Here is a 24,820-nt window from a genome sequence, read left to right as displayed (position 1 = left end):
TGAAAGGAAGAGCATGAAGTTTTTACGTACGCCAGATACCCGGTTTGACGGCCTTTCAGACTACCCGTTTGCACCAAATTACACGCAAGTGGATGACACCGAAGGCGGACAATTACGGGTGCATTATGTGGATGAAGGACCGGTCGATGCCGATCCCGTATTGATGATGCATGGTGAACCTAGTTGGTCTTATCTTTACCGGCATATGGTTTCGGGATTCGCCGCACATGGTCATCGCGCTGTTGCGCCGGATCTGATTGGATTCGGACGCTCCGACAAGCCAACCGAACGAAGCGACTACACATATGAGCGGCACGTCGGCTGGATGGCTGAATGGCTGCGCAAGGCAAACCTTCGTAACATCACGTTGGTTTGTCAGGACTGGGGTGGGCTGATCGGGCTGCGTTTGTGGGCCGAGATGCCGGATCGGTTCGCGCGTATCGTCGTTGCCAACACTGCGCTGCCGACTGGCGATCAGCCAATGGGCGCTGCTTTCGAGAACTGGCGCAAGTTCAGTCAGGAGGTCCCGGTATTCCCAGCAGGTGGTATTCTGAAAGGGGGAACTGTTTCGCCCATGTCCGAAGACGTTATCGCAGCCTATGACGCCCCATTTCCAGATGAGAGTTACAAGGCCGGGGCACGGCAGTTTCCGATGCTGGTTCCGGCGACGCCTGACGATCCGTCCTCGGGTCCGAACCGGCAGGCGTGGGAAGTGATCCGGGGGCTACAGACGCCTGTTCTCACCGCATTCGGGGCCGATGATCAGGTCATGGCAGGGATTGATACTGTGTTCCAAAAGCTGTGCCCGGGAGCAGTGGGGCAGCCCCATGTGATCTTGCCGAATGCGGGCCATTTCTTGCAGGAAGACGTTGGTCCGGAACTGGTCAAACTGACCTGCGATTTTATCGCGCGTACATCCTGACCTGCAAAGGCTATTCTCGGATTTCGGCAGGGTCGACGCCCCAAAGGTTTGTTTTCTGCGCCCAGCCGCGATATCCGCCCGCAGAAATCTGGCACCAGTCCAGCGAACAACTTCCCAGGCGCGCGACAACGCCCGTTTCAAACTGTGCGCTGATCGGCGCATTTGCGTCGGGGCTTGTGTAAACGGTCAGCAATTCGGCGTCGACCAACACCGTTCGAACACCTGACAAAAGGGCATAATGTACCCATCCTCCTGCTCCGTCACGGTCCTGAACCCTGCGCCAGTTCCCGTATTCTGCGGTGATCTGCAGCGGCATACCGCGCCGTTTGAAAACCCAATCGATTCGGTGGGTCAGGGATGGGCCGCGGCGCACATTGCCTTCGGCGGCTTTCATCGAAACGAACCGTGGGAGGGGTAAATTTGTAACGGGGCCACGTTTATCCTGCGCGCTGGCAGCCAAGCCACCAAACACCGTTAGGAAAACAGCGAATGCCGCCGAAACAAGGCGTTTTACGGGTAGAAAACCACTCACTTACTGTCTGCTCTTGTGCCTGTTGATCTTGCTTCGAAAAAAGGTCGACTCAATGCCTATGGGGTTCTTGTGCCCCGCCTTATCCTGCGCCACGATGACATGGCGCGCGAAGGTTTGCAAAGCAGTGGGAGTGCAGAGGTGTCAAGAGAACGTCTGAGTGTTGTCGTTACGCGACGGTTGCCCGAGGCGGTTGAAACCCGGTTAAGCGAATTGTTCGATGTGCAGTTGCGCGACGGTGACAGTCCGATGACCCGCGAAGAATTGGTTGAGGCCGTGAAATCTGCTGATGTTCTGGTGCCAACCGTGACCGACACGATCGATGGTGGCTTGCTGGGGCAGGCGGGTGAAAACCTGCGCTTGATCGCGAACTATGGGGCGGGTGTCGACAATATCGACGTCGCCACCGCGCGACAGCGGGGTATTTTAGTGTCGAATACACCGGGCGTTCTGACCGACGACACGGCGGATATGACCATGGCGTTGATCCTTGCCGTGACTCGCCGAATTCCCGAGGGTTTGACCGTCATGCAGCAAGGCGATTGGGCAGGTTGGGCGCCTAATGCCTTGTTGGGTGGGCGTATCGGCGGGCGGCGCCTAGGTATTCTGGGCATGGGGCGTATCGGTCAGGCCGTGGCGCGCCGCGCCAGCGCTTTTGGTATGCAGGTGCATTATCATAACCGCCGCCGACTTCGTCCTGAAACGGAACAGGAAATGGAGGCTACGTATTGGGAAAGCCTCGACCAGATGGTTGCGCGGATGGATGTGATATCGATCCATTGCCCTTCCACACCGTCGACCTTCCACTTGATGAATGCGCGGCGACTAAAATTGCTGAAACCGACAGCCGTTATCGTCAATACGTCGCGGGGCGAGGTGATTGATGAAAACGCGCTAACCCGCCAGATACGCTCGGGTGATATTGCGGGGGCGGGGTTGGACGTCTACGAACACGGAACGGATGTGAACCCACGACTGCGGCAGTTGCCGAACGTGGTGCTACTGCCTCATATGGGGTCGGCCACGCTGGAGGGCCGGATCGAAATGGGCGAGAAAGTTATTATAAATATCAAGACTTTCGAGGACGGTCACCGCCCGCCGGATCAGGTGGTGCCGGCAATGCTTTGATGAGGCGTTTTCCGTGATTTGATGCGGGCAGTGCCAATTTACATACGCAAATTTTCAGGAGGACACTATGAAACGAAGTCTGATTTCGGGAGTGTTTGTGTCGGCGATGGCGCTGGCCGGGTCATCGGTTGCTCAGGAAACGGCAGATGCGGTTGCGCCAGAAGGTGCGTCCGAGGGGCAGGTGCAAGGCCTTACCGAGGAAGTGGTTGCTGCGCTTGAAGCCAAGATGGCAGGGCAGCCTGTCACATCCGAGAACTGGATGGTCGCAGCGGCAAATCCGTTAGCAGTCGAAGCAGGTGCGAAAGTTCTGCGTGCAGGCGGGTCGGCAGCTGATGCTATGGTTGCCGTTCAGGTTGTACTCGGATTGGTCGAACCGCAGTCGTCCGGGCTTGGTGGCGGTGCGTTTCTGGTCTGGTATGACGCTGCAACTGGCCAGTTGACGACACTGGACGGGCGCGAAACGGCTCCGTTGGAAGCAGATCACCGGCTATTTCACGATGAGAACGGTGAGCCGCTGAAGTTCTTTGATGCGGTTGTTGGTGGCTTGTCGGTAGGCACGCCCGGAACCCCGGCCTTGCTGGAGGAGGCGCACCGGCGTTGGGGCCGCAGCCCTTGGCCAAGCCTGTTTGCTGACGGTATCGCTTTGGCTGATGACGGTTTTCTGGTTTCTCCTCGCCTTGCTAGCCTGGTCGAGAAGGATGCCGAGCGACTATCGCGTTTTCCTGTTACCGCCGAGTATTTTCTACCTGACGGCAAACCACTCGCGCAGGGGCAACGCCTGACCAACCCGGATTATGCTGAAACACTGCGGATATTGGCCGAAGAAGGCTCGGCCGGATTTTATGGCGGTGAAATTGCAGCTGGGATCGTTAGCACTGTGCGCAATGCTGAAGGCAACCCGGGCGTTTTGTCGGGAATTGATCTGGCACTGTATCAGGTGATCGAGCGTGAACCGGTTTGCGCGTCCTATCGGACCTATGAGGTCTGCGGCATGGGCCCGCCATCTTCAGGTGCACTGACCGTCGGGCAGATATTGGGGATGCTGGACGGTTATGATCTGGCGGCAATGGGTCCCGAAGATGTAAACAGCTGGCGCATGATCGGGGATGCCTCACGTCTGGCTTTCGCAGATCGCGGCCGTTACATGGCCGATCATGACTTTGTTCCCATGCCAACGCAGGGCTTGGTTGATCCATCTTATCTGTCCGACCGCGGCGCGCTGTTAAGTGGCGAAGCGGCCCTGACAGAGGTGGCACCGGGCAATCCCGAATTTGATCATGCGTCAAATTGGGCCGACGATGTTTCGATCGAGTTGCCCTCGACGTCGCATATTTCGATCGTTGATCAATATGGCAACGTTCTGTCCATGACGACGACGATTGAGAACGGGTTTGGCTCTCGGCTGATGACAAACGGATTTTTGCTGAACAACGAACTTACAGACTTCTCGTTCAAAACACACAGTGACGGAGTGCCAATTGCCAACCGGCTGGAGCCAGGCAAACGTCCGCGTTCGTCCATGAGCCCGACAATTGTCATGCAAGACGGCGCGCCTGTTCTGGCTATCGGATCGCCGGGGGGCAGCCGTATCATCGGCTACGTTGCCAAGTCGATCATCGCCTGGGCGGATTGGGACATGGATGTGCAGCAAGCCCTTTCACTGCCACATCTCGTCAATCGCTTTGGCACTTATGATGTCGAAGTGGGAACCGCCGCCGAAGGGTTCTCGGACCCGCTAATCGAGTTGGGTTTTGAAGTGAACCCGCGCGACCTGACCTCGGGCCTGCACGCGATTGAGATCGGCGATGTACTGGTCGGCGGCGCCGATCCACGTCGTGAAGGAATTGCGTTGGGCGAATAGCCCAGCGGACCATAGGAGACTGACATGGTACAGGCAGTTGCTTTGCCGCGAAACGAAGTGGGGATCGAGGCAACTGTCGGCATCCTGAAACAAAAATTTGGTGACCGGTTGCAGACGGGGCAGGCTATTCGCGAACAGCATGGCCACACGACTACATGGATTGAAAACCAATTGCCGGATGCCGTGGTTTTTCCCCATTCCACGCAAGAGGTTTCCGAAATTGTAAAAACCTGCGCCACGCATAAGGTTCCAGTGATTGCATTCGGTACCGGCACGTCGCTCGAGGGCCATGTGAACGCGCCTGCTGGCGGTATTTCCGTGGACCTTACCCAGATGAACAAAGTCTTGGGTGTAAACCCGGGTGATCTGGATTGCGTTGTGCAGCCCGGTGTGACGCGCGAAGACTTGAATTCCCATCTGCGCGATCAGGGTCTGTTCTTCCCTATTGATCCCGGCGCGAATGCCTCGTTGGGCGGAATGGCGGCGACGCGGGCGTCGGGGACCAATGCAGTGCGCTATGGCACGATGAAGGACAATGTCCTTAGCCTTGAGGCGGTCATGCCTGATGGGCAGATCATCCGAACCGGGCACCGGGCGAAGAAGTCTTCGGCCGGGTATGACTTGACCCGACTGCTGATCGGGGCCGAAGGGACATTGGGTATCATAACCGAGCTCACCTTGCGCCTGCAGGGTATCCCGGAAGCGATCACCTCGGCCCGTTGTTCGTTCCCAACTGTGGACGCTGCCTGTCAGGCAGTCATGATGACGATCCAGTATGGCGTTCCAGTGGCTCGGATCGAGCTGCTGGATGAGATGTCGGTCAGGGCCGCCAACGCCTATTCTGGTCTGAGCCTGCCAGAAACGCCTCTGCTTCTATTAGAATTCCATGGGTCTGAAAGTGGTGCGATCGAGCAGGCCGAGACCTTTGGGCAGATCACGGAAGAGTTTGGTGGGACCGATTTCGCGGCAACGTCAACGACCGAGGAGCGCAACAAACTGTGGCAGGCGCGGCATGACATGTATTGGGCCTGCCTGCAGCTGCGTCCGGGCGCGCGCGGTATTTCCACTGATGTCTGTGTCCCGATTTCGCGTTTGGCGGAATGTGTCACAGCGACTCAGAACAAAGCGCAGGAAATGGGTTTGATGGCTCCGATGGTTGGACATGTTGGTGATGGTAATTTTCATAGTTTGCTGCTGATCGATATGCAAAACGAGGACGAGGTCAGCAAAGCTGACGAATTCGTCGGATGGCTGAATGATCTGGCGATCTCGATGGAGGGAACCTGCACCGGCGAACATGGAATCGGGCAGGGTAAACGTCCCTATTTGGTCAGGGAGCTTGGGCCGGGCGTTAAGTATATGGCTGCTATCAAAGCGGCACTGGACCCGGATAATATCATGAATCCCGGAAAGATTCTGCCAAACCCATAGGACCACGCATCCGCGGAATTTCCGCTTCCACGCCACAAGGGTGCCAAATTTTGCGGCTACCTTGGACTAAAGTGAGAAGTAAGAAATTTTGAGGTCAAAAATGGGCGCGCTAAGGTTCATTGGGTTTGCGTTAATTGTTGGTCTGGTTGTCGCGGGCCTTGACTATTTTCAGCAGGATAAAAAGTCGGGCGGTGGGCTTTCGGTCAGCGGATACATTGAAACCATCTCGGCGCGGTTTGATCAAAGCCAAAAAGAGCGTGAGATTAAACAAGCTGCGCGTGAGCGCCAAAAGCTCTGGGACGCTGGTGCAAAATCGTATCTGCCATCGCCACCGGATGGTTGGGTGCAATATGCCCTGACCGATGCCGAGACCAAGGCAGTCTCCAGAGTCCTTTCAGAGTTCGGGCCAACGCCTCTTGTCAGTTCAATCAGCGGCCCGGCCGAATTGCTAAGGCTCAACACTGCCGGAAAAGATGGTGTGCTTCGTAAATTGGATGAGACAGGCACCGTTTACGAAAAAGCAGGCGAACTGGTCTGGCTGGATATTACGCTCAAGCCGCAAGCGGCACGAAACACAATGGCTGGTCTAGCGCTGAGCGCGCAGGATGCGTTTTTGGATGGGATGAAGGCCGAACAAGGCTATGCCGTGATCGATGGTGTAGCCTTCATCGAAACAACGGGCAATTTTCTGGATGACACCAAAGAGTCTAACTATCGCGCTTTCACTGGCCGTATCGGCTTTGATCAAGAGGTAGTCATTCGCCTTCACGCAGATGCCAGTGATGAGACGATCCGGGAGTTTCTTGGTATGGTCGATTATGCTGGCCTAAACGCAATGCTACCGCATCCAGCCTTGGTTGTTGGCAACGGAATCGAAGTCCCTCTGCTCCGACAGCCCGAGATCGCAGAAGAAATGCACGGTCTTTATGAAACGATGCAATTGGCGCAGCTTAAGATGGGTCAGGAAAAGCTAAAAAATCTGGATGTAACCGCGGTGTTGGTGAACACGTTGAGCAGTTCGGGTTTTAGCTCTGAGGGCGTCATGGACATAACCAATGGCGAAGTTTTTGAAAATCAGGAACTATCGCAACTGTCTTACATTCGCACCCAAAACCTGCTGCTTGCATCCGCGCTGAGCGAGGCGGGAACCGAAGTGGCCAGCACAGGTGGTATCGGTGGGTTCCTAAAGGGGTTGATGAGCAAAGTGTCCCACACCAACGTTGACGTGGATGAATCCACGCCACAGGCCGCCCCTTCGCGCGAGGTCAAAGTCAGGAAGGGCAGCTCGGGTAAGTCAACTTGTGCAACTCTGGGCAGCAGCAAACGGTGTTCTGTCGGAGGCAACTGAAACCTTTGACAGCAAAAATTGACGATCTGCGCCACGCGCGGGTCGTTTTTTTTATATCACTGGTCGGATGAATGTCGCGCCGGGTCCCTCAAATGCGCCATATGGTGTCAACTGAATTCAAGGGGAGACGCCCGGTTATGAAAACCCAAGTCAAAGCACTGGTCGTTGGCGGCGGTGCCGTCGGCACCTCGATTGCATATCATCTGGCCAAGGCAGGCTGGGAAGATGTGATGTTGATTGAGCGGGACGAGCTGACATCTGGCTCGACCTGGCACGCAGCAGGCCTGTTGCCGCTGTTCAACATGTCCTACGCGACGACCCACATCCACAAGTACTCGGTCGACTTTTACAAGCAGCTCGAGGAAGAAACCGGCCTGAACGCGGGTTTCGCCGTCGTTGGCAACCTGCGGATGGCGCAGACGCAAGAGCGCATGGACGAATACATGCTCTACGCGTCCACCGCGGAAACCTGTGATGTTGCATATGAGTGGCTGACACCGGAGCAGATCAAAGAGCGCTGGCCGCTGATCGAAACTTCGGACCTGAAGGGTGCGATCTACCACACCGAGGACGGCTACATTAACCCTGCCGACGTGACGCAGGCGATGGCCAAAGGGGCCCGTCAGCGCGGTGTCGATATCGTGCGCAAGATGCAGGCCGATGCGTTCCATTGGAATGGCACCCATTGGGAAGTTACCTGCACCAAGATGGTCGAGAAGGGCGGCAACCTTGTCCCTTCAGATGAACAGGTGGTAATCACTGCCGAGCATGTCGTGACCGCATCGGGCAACCACGCACAGCGCACCGCCAAAATGCTGGGCATCAAAATGCCCGCGATCCCGGTAGAACACACCTTCATCGTCATGGACAAAGACCCTGAGCTGGTCAAATGGCGCGAAGCTGGCAACCCCGAACACCCTGTTGTCCGGGATGCCGACAATGAATCTTACGCGCGCGAGGAACGTGGCGGCTGGATTCTGGGTATCTACGAACACGGCGCTCCTGCGCAGTTCGAACATGGTGTGCCCGACAGCTTCCGCGCCGACCTGTTCCCACTGGATCTGGACCGGATTGCCGATCAGTACATGGCGATGGCCGAACGTGTGCCCTCCTGCGCCGAATCCGGCCTGAAGGATGATTTCAACGGCCCGATCTGCTACACCCCAGACGGTAACCCGCTGGTTGGCCCCGCACCCGGTCTGCGCAACATGTGGCTGGCCGAGGGCTTCAGCTTCGGTATCACCGCTGCGGGCGGCACCGGCTACTATCTGGCCCAAATGATGGTTGATGGCGAAGCCGAGATTGACATGGCGTCGCTGGACCCCAAACGTTACAGCAGTAACTGGATGACCACCGAGTTCGCGGCGCGCAAGAACGAAGAATGCTATGAGCACGTCTACATCCTGCACCACCCGGATGAAGAGCGTGAGGCGTGCCGTCCGCTGCGCACCGTACCGGCCTATGACCGTCAGAAAGCGCGTGGTGCCCAGTTTGGTTGGGTTAACGGCTGGGAGCGCCCGAACTACTTCGGTCCGCTGGATGCGCCCGAGAACTTCGACCATGACGCACGCTCGTTCCGCCGTGGTGGCTGGTGGCAATATGCCGTCGAAGAAGCCAAAGCAATCCGCGAAGGCGTTGGCCTGATCGACGCATCGGCCTTCACGAAACACGTCGTCAAAGGCCCCGGCGCCACCCAATTCCTCGATTGGTTCACCTGCAACAAGCTGCCCAAGGTCGGTCGCATCAATCTGACCTACGCGCTGACCTCGCACGGCACCACCCGCACCGAATACACCATCGTCCGCAACGGTGAGAACAACTATTACATCGTCTCCGCCGGTGCGTGGACCGAGTACGACGCCGACTATCTGCGCAAGGCGGCCGAGGACAAGATGGAGGAGTTCGGCTACATCGAAATCCAGGACGTGACCACCCAGTGGGGCGTCTTCGCCATCGCGGGACCCAAGTCGCGTGACGTTCTGAAAGAGGTCATCAAGGACGCCGATCCGGAAACCGCACTGTCCAACAAGCGCTTCCCGTGGCTGTCTGCCCGTCAGATCGAACTGGGTATGTGCCCGGTCAACGCAATCCGCGTGGCCTATACCGGTGAGCTGGGCTGGGAACTGCACCACCCGATCGAGATGCAGAACTATCTGTTCGACCTGCTGGAAACAGCCGGTGAGAAACATGGTATGAAGCTGGTCGGTGCCCGCGCCCAAAACTGGCTGCGTCAGGAAAAATCCTATCGCGCCTTCGGCACCGAACTGGGCCGCGACGCGACCCCGCTGGAAGCCGACCTACCGCGTTTTGTCGACCTGTCCAAGGACTTCTACGGCAAAGCCAAGCTGGAAGAGACCGGCGTGCGCGTGAAATGCTGCACCCTGCTGATCGACGGCCCGGGCGATGCCGATCCGTGGGGCCGTGAGGCACTGTACACACCGGAAGGTGAGCGTGTGGGTCGTTTGACCTCGGGTGGCTATTCGGTGGCCTTCGAGAAATCCATCGGCATGGGTTATGTGAAGCCTGAGTTGGCGGTCGAAGGCACTAAGCTGAGGGTCAAGATTCAGGACAAATTGTGGGATGCGGTCGTGACCTGCGATAGCCCCTACGATCCGAAAAACGAAACTATCCGCAAGGACGGTTGATCAAACGAAGGCCCTGGAAAAATCCGGGGCCTTCTTTGCTACACGGAAAGCTCGTCAAAGCATTCCAGAGCTTTGGCGGCATACATCATCGACGGGCCTCCGCCCATTTGAATGGCCATGGCCAGAACGTCGGACACTTCCTCGCGGCCAGCTCCGGCTTTGACCAAAGCTTCGGTATGCAGAGTGATACACGGCTCGCAGCGGGCGGCAATGGACATGCCCAAGGCGATCAGCTCTTTGGTTTTGTAGTCCAGCGTACCGCCTTCTTTGACGGATTTTCCAAGCGCACCGAATGCACGCGCCGTATTGGGGATTGCTGCGTTGAGGTTGCGCAGATTGTTGCGCGTATCCGAAAGCTTCTCTTGCCAGTTCATTTGTGTTGGTCCCTTACATATATGTAACGCTGAATATGTGTAAGAACCTAGGCGGGCCTTGATTTCGATCAGGTGGCTCTTTTTTCAGTGACAAATGCCAGATTGTTGGCGGGCATCTCTACGATTTCAATCAAAGCCAGATTGCATTGACGCAGCAGTTCCAGAATTTCAACATCGCCCTTGTAACCGATCTCAGGGTCTTGCCGAATAAGCGCAGAGTGAAAGTTCCGGTCGCCTTCGCTGGTCAAAATTCCAGCGCGCATGAACGGTCCGTAGAGAACAAGACGCCCGCTGGGATTCAGGGCTAGTGCGGCCTCGGTGATCATGATCTTTGCTTCGGTCCAGCTGATCAGATGCAGCAGGTTTATCAACACGATCAGGTCCTGTCCGCCGTGGCGAGAATGCCAACCAGGCGCTGTCGCATTCAGCTCAATCGCAGGGGATACGTTCTCGATATCTTCTGCGTATGCGTTGATCGAGGCGCGCCGGTCCGGTTCAATCTCGCTGGGCTGCCAGTGAACGCCGGGCATCTTTTCGGCAAATGCCGCAACATGCTGACCCGTACCGCTGGCCAATTCCAAAGCTTTACCCGTCTTCGGCGCGAACTGTTCCAACAATTCACAAAGGGCAGCGGCATTCCGGCTGGCTGCTGGTGCTACCATCTTTCCCCCATCGGCCTCGGTCGCTACGCTGGCGTTCGAAGGGAGCTTGCGTTGGGTCATTTACGGAGCCTTTCCGGTCTGAGCGCCGAAACGCTAATTGCATCCAGATCTGAACGCGCCCCTACCACTAAATCTGCCAACAGTTGCGACGCGGCTGGAGCCGTTTGAAAACCGTACCCGCCCTGCGCTGCCGACCAGATAAACGTCGGATCGGCAGGGTCAGGGCCCAGAACCAGCGTACCATCCGGCGCAAAACTACGGAGGCCTGCCCAGTTGGCTTCGACCCTTGTGACGGGCTCGGTCACGTGCTCTTCGTATCGCGCCAGACCTTCGGCCAGAACCATATCGTCCGCATAGGCATCATGAGGGAAAGTTGGGTCTGCTTCGCAAGGTGAAACGATTAGCTTTCCGGCATCCGGTTTGGCATACCAACCTTCGTTGACGCCCAACATCAGTGGCCAACCAGTCACGTCATGAGCTGCAGGGGCGGGGATGCGGGCCATTGATCGGCGGCGAGGTTCTATGCCGATCGGTGGGATGCCGGCCAAGGTTGCAATCTCATCCACCCACGCTCCTGCCGCGTTTATGACAGCCCTAGCCTCAAAAGCTTGCCCGGCTTCGACAACCCAGTGCCCAGATTTGGTGATGTTTCTAACTTTTTGGCGGGGCAGCACCAGGCCGCCGTTGGCCCGGATCACACGCGCAAAATCTTGCATCATCCGGTCGGTATCGATGTCACAGGCCACGCTACTGGACGCCGCAAACCCAACGGTTCGTGGATTTAGTATTGGAACTCGCGAGATGGCATCTTCGACCGAGATTTCTGAAAGAACAAGATCGGCTTGATCTTGAAGAAACTCATCTCGTTGATCATGCCCGGCGATCATCAACAACCCGCGTGGTGACAGGTAGCCATTCGATCGTAGATAAGCCTCGCTCGCTGCATTCAGGGCCATTACGGATTGTGGTCCGTAGCCCTTTTCGAACAATGCTGCCGATCGGCCGGATGTGTGATATCCCAGCGCGTCTTCGGCTTCGAGGACGACGACATGTCCATGTTCGGACAGTCGCGCGCCTGCGCTTAAGCCGGCGATACCCCCACCGATGATCAGGAAATCGATCATGTTTGATACTCCGCTGGGGGCATACCCCTAAGTGCATGGAAATTTGATCCGCTATCGTTCATGCGCAGAGCTTCGCATGCGTAACACTATTGGAAAAGAGGCGTAATTTCCGCAATGTAAACTTGAACCATAGAGATTGGCCTGTCTTTAGTGCGGCCAACATCGGAATCGGAGAAAAACGTGACACCGGCAGAGCTTCACCCAATGGCCACGGGGCATATCCCCTCTTACGTCACGCAGGCGGATGGCAGTGACTTTTTGCTAACCTTCATGTTTATTTTTACCGTTCTGGTGATCGTGCTGATTGGCGTTGGCTATTTCACCCTGCATTCGATCCCTGAAAAAATCGCGCATGAATCAAACCATCCTCAGTTTCAGCTCGTCGGGATCCTGGCGCTGTTGGCGCTATTTACCCATAACGGCTTGTTCTGGGTGGCGGCCATACTGGTGGCTGGCTTCCAGTTCCCGGATGTAGCGGCTCCCCTGCGGGCAATTGCGGACGCGATCCGATCGCTGGGTAATAAAAGCACTGATGACCCCGCCGCCGCAGCCCCTTCGCAGACCACCGCACAGCAGGAGCAGTAAAAAATGCTTGAGACACTGATGTGCGCGCTTGTCACCGTACTGCCCGATTACCTGTTTCGTCGCTACGTACAGGGCAAACGCATAGGTCATGAAATCACGCTGTTCACCATGTGGTATGAACTGCGCTGGGGCCTGACCACCTGCGCCATTCTAGCGCTGACAGTGATCACCACGCTGTTTTACTTCCACCCTGCCAGCAAGACGGCGGCGTCCTATTTCCGTACGGTGACGATCCTGCCACAGCTTGGCGGGCGTGTGTCCGAGGTTTACGTCACCAACAACCAAATGGTTGTTGCGGGGCAGCCAATTTTCCGGATCGAGGATTTTACCCAGACGGCACAGGTAGAGGCCGCACATGCGCAGATTGCGCAAGTTCAAGCCTCACTGAAAGTAGCCGAAACCGATCTGGCCGAAGCCGAGGCAGGTATCGCTGGTGCGCGTGCTGCATTGGATCAGTCACTTGAGGATCTGGAACGTAACACCACCTTGCGCGACGAAGGTTCAAGCGCAGTGCGGTTGGCCGAAATCGATCGTCTGGAAAACCTTGTTGCCGAGCGTGAGGCGCAGCTGACCGCGTCGCAATCCCGCCGTGCCGCAGTCGTGCAACAGATCGAGGAACTGATCCCCGCCCAGCTAGCCAGTGCTAATGCACAACTTGATGCGGCGCTAACCGAGTTGGACAAAACAGTAGTCATCGCTGGTGTGACCGGTCGCGTTGAGCAATTTGGCCTTCAGGTGGGCGACTATGTTAGTCCTTTGCTGCGACCTGCTGGTATTCTGGTTCCGTCAAACTCGGGCCATGACCGGTTTCAGGCTGCGTTCAATCAGATGGCCGCTCAGGTCATCAAACCGGGCATGATCGGAGAGCTGGGTTGCATGACTAAGCCCTTCACTGTCATTCCGATGGTTGTGGTCGAGGTGCAGGATGTCATCCCGTCGGGCCAGATACGCCCCACGGATGAGCTGCGCGATGTCCAGGCCAACAAGGTGCCCGGCTCGATTTTGGTCTATATGGAGCCGCTGTACAAAAACATGGCCGATGACATACCGCCCGGCAGCAACTGTCTGGCCAATGTCTACACCGATAACCATGAACGGCTTGAGCATGAAGATCTGGGCTTCTGGCATGCCGCCGCCTTGCATGTGATCGACACAATAGGTGTTGTTCATGCTGCTGGCTTGCGCTTGCGTCTGATCCTGATGCCGGTGAATACGTTGGTTTTGACAGGACATTGATCCATTCAAGCGCTTCGATTTCAGACCCGGCCTGCGTGAGATCTAAACCGCTGGGCGGTCGGGTTTGTTGTCTGACGCGAGGGATGTGTAAGCAAACGCGAGAACGCAGGCAGCGAACGCCGCAACGAAACAGAAAACCAGAGTGAACGAGCCTGTTATGGCAAATACCGAACTGCCCAGGGCCATCCCGACGGTACCGCCCAGCAGCTGAAATGTCATCGAGATGCCGCTGGCTTGTCCGTGCAGAGCTTGCGGTACCGTTGACATGATGGCCCGCCTTGGGGGGACAAACAGAAACGGCACGCAACAACCCCAAAGGAAGTAGCCGATATAGATCAGCGCGGCGATGTCTAAATGCATTCCCAGTGCGACAACAAGTATGGCGATCGTACCCAGCGCTGTACCGGTCAGAGAAGGGCCGCGTGAGCCAAATTTGTCAGCAAGTTTCCCCGCCATTGGGGCAATGAAAATCTGCGGAAAAGCGATCGGCAACAGGGCGACCCCAGCAGTCAGCGGTGAAAACCCGAGCTTTGATTGAAAGTAGGACGCGCCGAACACGAACAAAGTAATCTTGCCGAATTGTGCGGTGAACAGGATCATGTTTGAAGCAGCAAACCCGGGGCCAGCAAAAAGGGAGATGGCAATCAGAGGCGATGTTGCCCTATGTTCGACGAGGATAAATAACATCAAAAACATAAAACCCGCTGACAGGGCCATAAGAACTTCGGGCCGTGCCCAGCCTCTGTCCGGGCCCTCCATGACGCCAAACACAATAGCCGCCAACCCCGTCACTAGTAGAATTAGGCCTTTCAGGTCGAACTCGCGTTCCCGTTGGTGTGGCGGGTCCCGCCAGAAAGCCCATGCGACCAGAGCGACCACAAGCACGATTGGGGGGTTGACCCAGAAGATCCAGCGCCAAGACAGATATTCGGTCAGAACGCCTCCAACCAGTGGACCCATTGACAGGAATACTGTCCCGATCCCGCCATATAAACCTAGTGCCAGCCCGCGTTCGTTTTCGTCAAAAGACTGGATCAGAACCACCAGCGACAGCGGGAAAATCAGTGCTGCACCGATGCCTTGTGCGGCGCGCGCTGTTAGCAGTTCAAATCCGCTTTCGGCAAACCCTCCCAGCGCAGAGGATAAGCCGAAAATCAATAAACCCGCACTGAGCAAAACACGAATGCCCAGCACATCGCCCAATCGCCCTGCTGCGCCGGCAAAACAGGCCAACACCAGCAGATAGATATTCACCACCCAATGTGCTTCCAACAGAGACAGGCCAAGCTCATCGCGAATGGTTGGAAGCGCGACGCTGACGACCGTTTCGTCCAGCAAAATAACACCCAAGATGGCACCCATCGCGCCGAGTATCCACCAGCGGCTGTGGTCTTGCGCTTTGATCTCCATGGGATTTTTACGTTTCGTGTTGAGACAGGTAAAGCATTAACCCCATCAGGTCCGTCGTGCCGGGACTCGTCAAGACAGTATTTAGTTAAGGTTAGGCGAGGTGCTTGTATAGAAACGAAAAAGGGCCAGCCTAACAGCCAGCCCTTCAGCGTTTTCGTGTAAAGGTTTACTGCGGAATTTCGCCTTCCAAACCTTCAATGTAGAAGTTCATGCCTGCCAGTGTACCGTCATCGGCGGTTTCGCCTTCAGCCAACCAGTCGCTGCCGTCCTGCTTTTTGATCGGGCCGGTAAAGGGGTGATACTCACCCGCAGCCATGGCGGCCTTCAGCGCCAGCGCTTCTTCTTTGACATCGGCCGGAACGGCATCGGAGATCTCGCCGATTGCAACCATGCCTTCGCGGATGCCGTCCCATGTGTTGGCGGTTTCCCATGTGCCGTCCATGACGGCCTGAGTACGTGCGATGTAGTAGGGGGCCCAATCATCGATGATCGATGACACGCGTGGGAACGGAGCGTATTCGCTCATGTCCGAGGCCTGACCAAAGGTGACCACGTTGCCCGCTTCTTGCGCAGCTGCCTGCGGCGCTGTCGAGTCGGTGTGCTGCAGGATCACGTCCGCGCCCTGTTCGATCAGAACCGAAGCCGCGTCAGCCTCTTTCGCCGGATCAAACCAAGTGTAGGCCCAGATGATCTTGAACTCGACATCCGGGTTTACCTTTTTGGCGTGGAGGTAGGCCGAGTTGATGCCACGGATCACTTCGGGGATCGGATAGGAACCGATGTAGCCGATGATGTTCGACTTGGTCATTTTACCGGCGATATGGCCCTGAACTGCGCGACCTTCGTAGAAACGGGCCGAATAGACCGAGACGTTGTCGGCAGTCTTGTAACCGGTCGCATGCTCGAACTTAACGTCCGGGAACTTCTTAGCCACGTTAATGGTCGGGTCCATGTAGCCAAACGAGGTGGTAAAGATCAGGTCAGCGCCTTCCAGCGCCATCTGCGTCATTACACGCTCGGCGTCCGGGCCTTCGGGCACGGATTCGACGAACACGGTCTCGACCTTGTCGCCAAAGTGATCTTCCACGGCCAGGCGGCCCTTGTTGTGCTCATAGGTCCAGCCACCGTCGCCGACCGGGCCGACGTAAACGAAGCCGACCTTGGTCTTGTCTTCGGCCATGGCGCCTGTCGCCAGGCCCAGCGCCATGGCGGCACTTGCCAGAAGTGATGTAAATTTCATGTGGTTACTCCCCAAGTTGGTTCAATTGGCCCCGTCTAGTGCGAGGCGTGGAATGTCCGGCCCAGTGAGGCAGGTGCGCTGCTCTTGTCGGCCGAAAGGATCACAAGCACAAGGATCGTGATGATGTAGGGCGACATTGCCAGATACTCGACTGGAATAGCAACGCCCGCTGCCTGCAAATTAAGCTGCAACACTGTGATTCCGCCAAACAAATAAGCACCTAACAAGGCGCGCCATGGTTTCCATGATGCAAACACCACCAGCGCAAGGGCGATCCAGCCAACGCCAGCGGTCATGCCCTCGGTCCACTGCGGGACGCGGATCAGGCTGATATAGGCCCCACCAAGGCCCGCGCAGGCACCACCAAACAAGATCGCCAGGATACGGATCTTAATGACCTTGTAGCCAAGGGCATGCGCTGCGTCGTGGTTTTCACCAACCGCCCGCAGGATCAGACCAACGCGGGTGTATTTCAGCGTGGCCCAGACTACAGCCGTTAGTGCGATACCGACATAGAGGATCGGGTCGTGTTGGAATAGGATGGGGCCGATCACCGGGATATCGCTGATCACCGGGATATGGATGTCTCCCATACTGGGCGGTTTGACGCCCACGTAGCCTTGCCCAAGCAGGGCACTAAAACCAAGACCGAACAGGGTCAGGGCTAGACCACTGGCCACCTGGTTTGCCAGCGCGATTTGCGTAAGCAGGACGAATAGCAAGGACAGCACCGCGCCACCAATGGCCGCCGCGATGAAGCCTAGCCAAGGCGATCCTGTTTCGACCGAGATTGCAAAGCCGCTGATCGCACCGACAATCATCATACCTTCGACGCCGAGGTTCAGAACGCCAGCCTTTTCGACGACCAGCTCTCCGATCGCGGCCAGCAGAAGGGGGGTTGCGGCGACCATCAGCGAGGCCACCAGAAGTACGGGGTTGATTTCACCTAGATCCATGGGTCACGCCACCTCGTTACGGGCCGCACGGATGCGGTAGTTGGTCAAAAGATCAAAGGCCAGCAGGAAGAACAGAAGCATGCCCTGAAAGACTTGGATGGCTGCGGCAGGCAGACCCAGCTGGGACTGCGCAATTTCACCGCCGATGTAAGTCAGCGCCATCAGGCCACCAGCCAGCAGTATGCCCACCGGATGCAGGCGACCAAGAAAGGCTACGATGATCGCGGTAAAGCCATAGCCAACGTTAAAGTCGATGCTGACAACGCCGGAGGGGCCAGAGACCTCGAACATTCCCGCCAGACCGGCCAACGCACCGGACAGACCCAGACAGAACAGGATCAGTCGCGCCGGGTTCACACCCGCGAACTTCGCGGCCCGAGGCGCTTCACCCGTCAGACGAATGTGGAAACCCAGCATGTGACGGTTCAGCAGGATATAGGCAAATATCACAGCGATCAGCGCTGTTACGACACCCCAATGCATCCCAGACCCTGCGATCAGCTCGGCGTTATACGCGCTTTCGTAAGATTGCAGGTTTCGCGAACCGGGAAAGCCGAACCCTTCGGGGTTTTTCAGCAGACCCAATGAGACAGACGCCAGCATCTGCTCGGCCACATAAACCAACATCAGCGAGACAAGGATCTCGTTTGTGCCGAAACGCACTTTTAGAAACGCCGGGATGGACGCCCACAACCAGCCGCCAAATGCGCCAGCGATCACCATGATGGGGAAAATGTAGAACGCGTCCAGAGGGTAAAAGGCCAGGCCAGCTCCGGCGCCAAAGATGGCGCCCATGATGTATTGTCCTTCGGCCCCAATGTTCCAGATACCGGCGCGGAACCCCAAAGACAGGCCAATCGCGATCAGAACCAGCGGCGCGCCTTTTACCAACAACTGCGGGCGATAGTAGAACGCGAACTCGCCAAACAGCGGTTCCCAGAAAATCGTTCCAATGGCCTCGATCGGGTTCTTGCCCAATATGGCGAACAGGACGCCGCCGAAAACCATGGTTGCCAGCACGGCCACCAAAGGGGTCGCGTAGGACCAAGCTTTGGACGGCTGCGGCCGTTTCTCCAACACAATCACTTGCTCATCCCCCCAGCATTTTCATTTTTTTGTATGTATTTTCGCGGAAGGCGGACTGACGCATTAAACATGAGCCACCTCCATTCCGTGCGCGCCACCCATCATCAGGCCGATCTCGTCCACTGTCAGTCCTGTGGTTGTTCGCGGGGCGCTTAGCCGGCCTTCATTGAGCGCCGCAAAGCTGTCCGAGATCTCCATCAATTCATCCAGATCCTGAGATATGCAGATGACTGCGGTACCTTTGGCCGCCAGATCCAGAATGGCCTGACGGATCGAGGCTGCGGCTGCGGCGTCCACTCCCCATGTCGGTTGATTCACAACCAATACGTCAGGGTTTTGCAGGACCTCACGTCCAATGACGAATTTCTGCAGGTTACCCCCTGACAGAGATCGTGCGGCGTTTTCCGGCCCGGGCGTGCGAACGTCAAAAGCACGGATAATTTTTTCAGCAAAGCTTTTGGTTTCTGTCCATTTGAGGAAGCCATTGTTCTCAAGCCCTTCTCGAACCGATCCGGTCAGCAAGGCGTTTTCGGTCAGGCTCATGTCGGGGGCGGCCGCGTGGCCCAAACGTTCCTCTGGCGCGGTCAGAACGCCCAGCTTGCGGCGCGCCGTCGGTCCCAGTTTGCCGATCGGCTGATCATTGAATTTGATCGCGTCCGGCGCAGTGACTATTTCGCCAGACAGCACCCCCAGCAATTCGTCCTGCCCGTTGCCGGCGACGCCGCCGATGCCCAGAACCTCGCCCTTACGGACGGTCAAATGAACGTTCTTCAGCGCAGTTCCGAATTCGGATGGTGACGGCACGGATAATCCGCTGACATCCAGCGCAACTTCACCAAATTCACGGCCGGACCGCTCGGGTGTTTGCAAGGTCGAACCCACCATCATCTCGGCCATGTCGCGGGCCGAAGTCTCAGACGGAACGCATTCGCCGACATTCTTGCCCAAGCGCAGGATCGTGGCGTGGTCGCAGAGTGTACGGATTTCTTCCAGCTTGTGCGAGATGTACAGGATCGAGGTACCCTCGGACCGCAATTTATTTAGCGTTTCAAATAGGATATCCACCTCTTGCGGCGTCAGAACCGATGTCGGTTCATCCATGATCAGCAGCTTTGGGTCCTGCAGCAGACAACGGATGATTTCGACCCGTTGGCGTTCGCCGGCAGACAAGTCGCCGACGGTGCGATAGGGATCCAGCGGCAGGCCGTAGGTTTCCGACACTTCACGGATACGCGACGCCAGATCGCTCATGGCTGGTGGATTTTCCATACCAAGCGCGATGTTTTCGGCAACGTTCAGCGCGTCGAACAGCGAGAAATGTTGGAAAACCATCGCGATCCCGTCAGCCCGCGCAGCACGGGGCTCTGGTGGGGCAAATGCCTGCCCACGCAGCAGCATGGTGCCGCTGTCTGGCTTAACCAGACCGTAGATCATTTTCACCAGGGTCGATTTGCCGGCGCCATTTTCACCTAGCAGAGCGTGAACCTCACCCTCGCCGATGTCAAAGGATACCTGATCATTGGCCACGACGCCGGGATAGGCTTTGGTCAGCCCTTGTAAGCTTAGAAGTGGAGTGGTCACGCGCTCAGGTCCTTCTTTATTTCAGTTTGCCGGGCAGGGCGCAAAATCTCTGCCGCGACACCAACTGCGATCATCTGCGGGTGTTTGCCCAAGGTTGGATCTCCGATTGGGCAGGTGATCCGACTTATCCGCTCGGGCGCATGTCCCAAAGCGGCCAACCGGGACCGGAACCGCGCCCATTTCGTAGCCGAGCCAATCAAGCCCGCAAAGCGGAAATCGTGCAAAAGCAGCCTGTTGCACAGTTCCAGATCCAGATTGTGTGAATAAGTAAGCACAAGATGTTCGGCATCGCGCGGCGCGTGGCGAACAAGCTCGGTTGGTTTGGTCGCCGGTAAAACGGTCACGCTGTCTGGCACGTTATCCGGAAAACGATCAATTCCTGTATCAACCCATGTGATTGAGAGATCGGGCAAGGGTGACAGAACGTCAACCAAAGCCCGGCCAACGTGACCGGCACCCCAAATCCACAGATTGCGCGTCGGTTTGTGAACCGGCTCGACCATCCAACCGTCAACCAGCTGCGGTTCGGGCGCAACACCCTGACCCCGCGCCTGCGACAACAAGCGCTTGACCGTCAGAGGCATATCACCACCCGACGCCGAGCGTGCAATGACTGCATCATCCAGCCGGTTGACGGCTTCCAGGTCATAGATTTCACTAAGTAAAGTTACCGCGCCGCCGCAACACTGGCCCATATCCGGGCCGAGCGCATGGTGGGTTTGGCGCGCAGGTGCAATCTGAGATCGGGCTGCTTCCGCCGCCTGATACTCCAGAGTGCCTCCGCCGATGGTTCCGTTTTGCCCGTCCTCCCAAACAAGCATCGCGGCCCCGACTTCGCGCGGGGATGATCCCTTGATTCCGGCAATAACCACCCGGATCACACGCCCATGGGTTTTGACCGCCTCCCTCAAAGCCTCTAGGTCAAATCCCATCAGGTTCCTCCTCTTACCCTTTGGACGCCGCGCCAGACCTCTTCGGCCGTGGCGGGGGCGTCCAATGCTGGATAACTGTCTCCGCAGGCGGCCACCGCATTTGACAGGGCAAGCCATGCGGATATGCCCAGCATGAACGGCGGCTCGCCTACAGCCTTGGAACGATAAATCGTATCTTCCCGGTTTTCGCCGCTCCACAGAGCTACGTTGAAAACGTCGGGTCGATCCGAGCAGGCGGGGATCTTGTAGGTCGACGGCGCATGTGTACGCAGGTTGCCCTTGCCATCCCAGACCAATTCTTCGGTGGTTAGCCAGCCCGCACCTTGCACGTATGCACCTTCGACCTGCCCGATATCCAATGCAGGGTTCAGTGACGCGCCTGCGTCATGGAGAATATCGGTGCGCAGAATGCGGTTTTCGCCGGTCAGTGTGTCGATCGCCACCTCGGTGATCGACGCACCATAGGCAAAGTAGAAAAACGGACGGCCCCGACCTTTGATCCGATCCCATTCGATCTTCGGAGTCTTGTAAAACCCTGTCGCTGACAGACTGATCCGACCCTGATAGGCCAGTGCGGCGGCTTCGGCGAACGTATAGCGTTCTTCTCCGACCGAGACATGACCGTTCGAGAACGTCACAGTCGATGGGTCAGCCTGATGCCGCTCCGCCAAGTAGTCTGCCATGCGGTCACGGATTGTGTCACAGGCTGCCTTGACGGCCATTCCGTTCAGGTCACTGCCCGAGGACGCCGCCGTAGCGGATGTGTTTGGCACTTTGGCCGTATCTGTCGCGGTGATCTTCACTAACTCCAGTGGAATGCCAAAGCGAGAGGCTGCGACCTGTGCAACCTTTTGGAACAGGCCCTGACCCATCTCAGTCCCGCCGTGGTTCAGGTGAACCGAGCCGTCCTGATACACATGCACCAGCGCACCGGCCTGGTTTAGGTGAGTCAGCGTGAACGAAATACCGAACTTGACCGGAGAAAAGGCGATGCCCTTCTTGATCACGCTGTTTTCGTCGTTCCATTTCTGGATGGCAGCCTTGCGCGCAGCATAGTCACTGGATTGCAGCAGTTTGGCGGTCATGCCGTGCAGTTCGAAATCACTGACCTCCATCCCATACGGTGTGGTGTTGCCGCCAGCGGGCAGGGGGCGGACAGGGGCATTGCCCATCTCAACTGCACCGCGACTGGTCAGATCTTCATGTGGATCAGGATGACCCAGCGGTTTTTCCTCGAGCGTCTGGTCAGCCGTCGCATGCGCAGGTTCATAATAATTCCGGCGGCGCAGCTCGACCGGGTCTAACCCGAGTTCGTAGGCGGCGTGATCCATCACGCGTTCGATCCCAACCATCCCCTGCGGTCCGCCAAACCCGCGATACGCGGTGGCGGATTGGGTGTTGGTCTTTAGCCGGTGGCTCTCGATCCGAGCATTCGGCAACAGATACGCGTTGTCCGAATGCAGCATCGCACGGTCGGCAACAGGCAACGAAAGGTCCTGTGCCCAGCCGCAGATCGCGTGATGCAAGAAGGAGACGCCTTGGATGTGGCCGTTTTCGTCGAAACCAGCCTTGTAAGAGATGCGGAACGCATGACGTTTGCCGGTGATGATCATGTCATCGTCGCGGTCGTAGCGCATCTTGCAGGCCTTGCCGGTCGCACGTGATGCGACGGCACAGGACACGGCCAGAGCGTTGCCCTGACTTTCCTTGCCGCCGAAACCACCGCCCATCCGGCGGGTCTCGACTCGGATCGCATGCATGGGAACACCCAAGGCATCGGCCACTTTGTGCTGTATTTCAGTCGGATGTTGGGTTGAGGAATGAACCAGCATGTCCGCGCCTTCGTTGGGCACGGCCAGTGCGGCCTGACCTTCCAGATAGAAATGCTCCTGCCCACCCAGCTCAAATCCGCCTTCGATTACATGCGCTGACGCAGCAATGGCCGCATCCGCGTCACCTTTAGCGTAGATACGCGGGCCGTCCTCGAACCGGCTGTCGGCGGCCAACGCCTCTTCCACGGTCAGGATCGGCGTTTCCTCGGCGTAGTCGATCTGGCCCAAGCGAGCAGCCTTGCGCGCGGCCAGATGGCTATTGGCGATCACAAGGAAAACCGGTTGGCCGATATAGTGGATCGTGCCATCCGACAACAGCGGCTCGTCATGGATCGAGGGGGAGACGTCATTGGCAAAGGGCAGATCGTCTGCTGTCATCACCATGACGACCCCATCCGCAGCCTTTACTGCTGACAGATCCATAGACGTGATCTTTCCCTTGGCAATCGGGCTGAGACCAAAGGCCAAATGCAACGTTCCTTTGGGTGTTGGAATGTCATCCACATACCGGGCCGTCCCAGAAACATGCAGCGGCGCTGCGTCATGGGGGAGAGGTTTGGTCACGCTCATGCCTTCACCTCCAGCACGTTCGTGATTTCGCCGTGGTCATCAAGGAAATATCTCTCAAGCATCGCCTTAGCGGTTTCCAACCGATAGCTGGCCGAGGCTCGCATGTCCGACATAGGCGTAAAGTCGTCCGCAAAAGCGGGTAGGGCCGCTCTTACGGTTTCGAGCGACCAAGGTTTGCCAATCAATCCGGCTTCGACATTAGTGGCGCGCTTGGGAATGCCGGACATGCCGCCGAAAGCAATGCGCGCGTCTGCAACTGTGCCGTTCGAGACCGCAATGTTGAAACACCCGCAGACGGCCGAGATATCCTGATCGAACCGCTTGCTGAGTTTATATGCTTTCAGGCGATCTTCCTGACGCGGAAAGCTGACCGCTTCAACAAATTCGCCCGGTGCGCGGTCCTGTTTGCCATAGTCGATGAAGAATTCGTCCAGGGGCATTGATCGGCGCTCGTCACCTTTGCGCAGATGCAGCGTTGCGCCCAGTGCGATCAGAGCAGGTGGGTTATCTCCTATGGGCGAACCGTTAGCGATATTGCCACCGACTGTCGCCGCATGGCGCACCTGAACGCTGGCGTAACGGCGGATCATTTCAGAATAGGACGGGTGTAGGTCAGCCAGTGTTTCGCCCATGCGGTTCATATCGACCATTGCGCCAAATCTGACTTCATGGTTCGTGACCGTGATCTCTTTCAGATCTTCGCAGCGGTTCAGAAAGATTACAGGGTCCAGATCGCGCAACTGTTTGGTCACCCATAGTCCCACATCGGTCGCGCCGGCGACCAGAGTGGCGTTCGGGTGTTCAGCATAGACTTTGGCCAGTTCGTCGGATGAGCCGGGCAGCATCGGCGAGGATGCCTGTGTCGCGACAGGCTTGTCCTTTACCCAAACCGGCACCGGTTGCTCTTCAACCGCCGCAGCAGCCCGAATGATTGGTGCGTAGCCGGTGCACCGGCACAGGTTCCCGGCAAGCTGCGTGTCATGATCCGTCGCTCCGTTCGCGTGGCTCGCGACCATCGACATTACGAAACCGGGTGTGCAGAAGCCGCATTGTGAACCATGCAGATCCACCATCGCCTGTTGGACCGGATGCGCCTCGCCATTGGGGCCACTTGCGCCCTCGACTGTGCGCACTGCTTTGCCGTGCAGCTGCGGCAGGAACAGGATGCACGAATTCAGCGCCTTGTGCCCCCTCTCATCGGTCACCATGACTGTGCAAGCCCCGCAATCGCCTTCGTTGCAGCCTTCCTTGGTGCCGGTCAGGTCGCGATCCTCTCGCAACCAGTCCAGCAGGGTCGCTGTCGGATCGACATCCGCCAGTTCCACTGTCTCTCCATTCAGAAGAAACGTGATATTCATTCGAGAAACC

At 57.2% G+C, this 24,820-nt stretch carries 20 protein-coding genes; 8 read left to right on the top strand and 12 right to left on the bottom strand.

Annotated features, from left to right (window positions below):
• Positions 1–13 precede the first annotated feature (13 nt).
• Complete coding sequence (locus GOW92_RS10005; RefSeq protein WP_170560368.1) at positions 14–922, top strand: haloalkane dehalogenase; 909 nt, start codon at positions 14–16, stop codon at positions 920–922.
• 10 nt (positions 923–932) lie between these two features.
• Here GOW92_RS10005 and GOW92_RS10000 read toward each other — a convergent pair whose 3' ends face one another.
• The gene (locus GOW92_RS10000; protein WP_438826311.1) at positions 933–1,454 is read right to left on the bottom strand and encodes an SH3 domain-containing protein; all 522 of its coding nucleotides are present in this window, start codon (positions 1,452–1,454) and stop codon (positions 933–935) included.
• A 138-nt stretch (positions 1,455–1,592) separates the two neighbouring features.
• Between GOW92_RS10000 and GOW92_RS09995 the strand changes: the two genes are divergently transcribed.
• The 5 genes from GOW92_RS09995 (at position 1,593) to GOW92_RS09975 (ending at position 9,864) form a co-directional block, all read left to right on the top strand.
• Entirely contained in the window at positions 1,593–2,579 is a 987-nt protein-coding gene (locus tag GOW92_RS09995; RefSeq protein ID WP_170560777.1) for a 2-hydroxyacid dehydrogenase, read from the top strand.
• A 67-nt stretch (positions 2,580–2,646) separates the two neighbouring features.
• Entirely contained in the window at positions 2,647–4,440 is a 1,794-nt protein-coding gene (gene ggt / locus GOW92_RS09990) for a gamma-glutamyltransferase (RefSeq protein ID WP_170560366.1), read from the top strand.
• Positions 4,441–4,464: 24 nt separating this feature from the next.
• Positions 4,465–5,871, top strand: a complete 1,407-nt coding sequence (locus GOW92_RS09985; protein WP_170560364.1) for an FAD-binding oxidoreductase — start codon at positions 4,465–4,467, stop codon at positions 5,869–5,871.
• Positions 5,872–5,971: 100 nt separating this feature from the next.
• Positions 5,972–7,219: a hypothetical protein gene (locus tag GOW92_RS09980; protein WP_170560361.1), complete on the top strand. Its 1,248-nt coding sequence runs from the start codon at positions 5,972–5,974 to the stop codon at positions 7,217–7,219.
• Positions 7,220–7,356: 137 nt separating this feature from the next.
• Complete coding sequence (locus GOW92_RS09975; protein WP_170560360.1) at positions 7,357–9,864, top strand: GcvT family protein; 2,508 nt, start codon at positions 7,357–7,359, stop codon at positions 9,862–9,864.
• A 38-nt stretch (positions 9,865–9,902) separates the two neighbouring features.
• Here the strand turns inward: GOW92_RS09975 and GOW92_RS09970 are convergent, their stop codons facing one another.
• The 3 genes from GOW92_RS09970 to GOW92_RS09960 all read right to left on the bottom strand — a co-directional run bounded on the left by GOW92_RS09970 (position 9,903) and on the right by GOW92_RS09960 (position 12,024).
• On the bottom strand, positions 9,903–10,238 hold the full coding sequence (locus GOW92_RS09970; protein WP_170560358.1) for a carboxymuconolactone decarboxylase family protein: 336 nt from the start codon (positions 10,236–10,238) through the stop codon (positions 9,903–9,905).
• A 68-nt stretch (positions 10,239–10,306) separates the two neighbouring features.
• Positions 10,307–10,960 carry a DUF938 domain-containing protein gene (locus GOW92_RS09965; RefSeq protein ID WP_170560356.1) on the bottom strand — a complete coding sequence of 218 codons (654 nt, stop codon included), beginning with the start codon at positions 10,958–10,960 and terminating at the stop codon, positions 10,307–10,309.
• Entirely contained in the window at positions 10,957–12,024 is a 1,068-nt protein-coding gene (locus GOW92_RS09960; RefSeq protein WP_170560354.1) for an NAD(P)/FAD-dependent oxidoreductase, read from the bottom strand. Before GOW92_RS09960 ends, GOW92_RS09965 begins: the two co-directional genes overlap by 4 nt.
• A gap of 204 nt (positions 12,025–12,228) precedes the next feature.
• Here GOW92_RS09960 and GOW92_RS09955 point away from each other — a divergent pair, with 204 nt between their 5' ends.
• Positions 12,229–12,609, top strand: coding sequence for a hypothetical protein (locus tag GOW92_RS09955; protein ID WP_170560352.1), 381 nt, complete (start codon positions 12,229–12,231; stop codon positions 12,607–12,609).
• A gap of 3 nt (positions 12,610–12,612) precedes the next feature.
• Positions 12,613–13,845, top strand: coding sequence for an HlyD family secretion protein (locus tag GOW92_RS09950; RefSeq protein ID WP_170560350.1), 1,233 nt, complete (start codon positions 12,613–12,615; stop codon positions 13,843–13,845).
• A gap of 42 nt (positions 13,846–13,887) precedes the next feature.
• On the opposite strand, the gene GOW92_RS09945 is transcribed toward GOW92_RS09950, so the two are convergent.
• From GOW92_RS09945 to xdhA, 8 genes are all read right to left on the bottom strand, one after another.
• Positions 13,888–15,255, bottom strand: coding sequence for an MFS transporter (locus GOW92_RS09945; protein WP_170560348.1), 1,368 nt, complete (start codon positions 15,253–15,255; stop codon positions 13,888–13,890).
• 166 nt (positions 15,256–15,421) lie between these two features.
• Positions 15,422–16,495, bottom strand: coding sequence for a BMP family ABC transporter substrate-binding protein (locus GOW92_RS09940; RefSeq protein WP_170560346.1), 1,074 nt, complete (start codon positions 16,493–16,495; stop codon positions 15,422–15,424).
• 35 nt (positions 16,496–16,530) lie between these two features.
• On the bottom strand, positions 16,531–17,451 hold the full coding sequence (locus tag GOW92_RS09935) for an ABC transporter permease (protein WP_170560344.1): 921 nt from the start codon (positions 17,449–17,451) through the stop codon (positions 16,531–16,533).
• A gap of 3 nt (positions 17,452–17,454) precedes the next feature.
• Positions 17,455–18,537 (bottom strand): ABC transporter permease, encoded by a 1,083-nt coding sequence (locus GOW92_RS09930; RefSeq protein ID WP_170560342.1) that lies wholly within the window; start codon positions 18,535–18,537, stop codon positions 17,455–17,457.
• Between the two features lie 63 nt (positions 18,538–18,600).
• Positions 18,601–20,118, bottom strand: a complete 1,518-nt coding sequence (locus GOW92_RS09925) for an ABC transporter ATP-binding protein (protein ID WP_170560340.1) — start codon at positions 20,116–20,118, stop codon at positions 18,601–18,603.
• Complete coding sequence (xdhC, locus tag GOW92_RS09920) at positions 20,115–21,050, bottom strand: xanthine dehydrogenase accessory protein XdhC (protein WP_170560338.1); 936 nt, start codon at positions 21,048–21,050, stop codon at positions 20,115–20,117. The genes GOW92_RS09925 and xdhC overlap by 4 nt, the downstream gene beginning before the upstream one ends.
• Positions 21,050–23,452, bottom strand: a complete 2,403-nt coding sequence (xdhB, locus tag GOW92_RS09915; protein ID WP_170560336.1) for a xanthine dehydrogenase molybdopterin binding subunit — start codon at positions 23,450–23,452, stop codon at positions 21,050–21,052. The genes xdhC and xdhB overlap by 1 nt, the downstream gene beginning before the upstream one ends.
• Positions 23,449–24,810 carry a xanthine dehydrogenase small subunit gene (gene xdhA, locus GOW92_RS09910; RefSeq protein ID WP_170560334.1) on the bottom strand — a complete coding sequence of 454 codons (1,362 nt, stop codon included), beginning with the start codon at positions 24,808–24,810 and terminating at the stop codon, positions 23,449–23,451. Before xdhA ends, xdhB begins: the two co-directional genes overlap by 4 nt.
• Positions 24,811–24,820: the final 10 nt, after the last annotated feature.

Origin of the sequence: Ruegeria atlantica, from assembly GCF_013032505.1 — a bacterium.
Taxonomy (GTDB): Bacteria; Pseudomonadota; Alphaproteobacteria; order Rhodobacterales; family Rhodobacteraceae; genus Ruegeria; species Ruegeria atlantica_F.
This window is presented reverse-complemented; position numbering and strand designations above follow the sequence as displayed.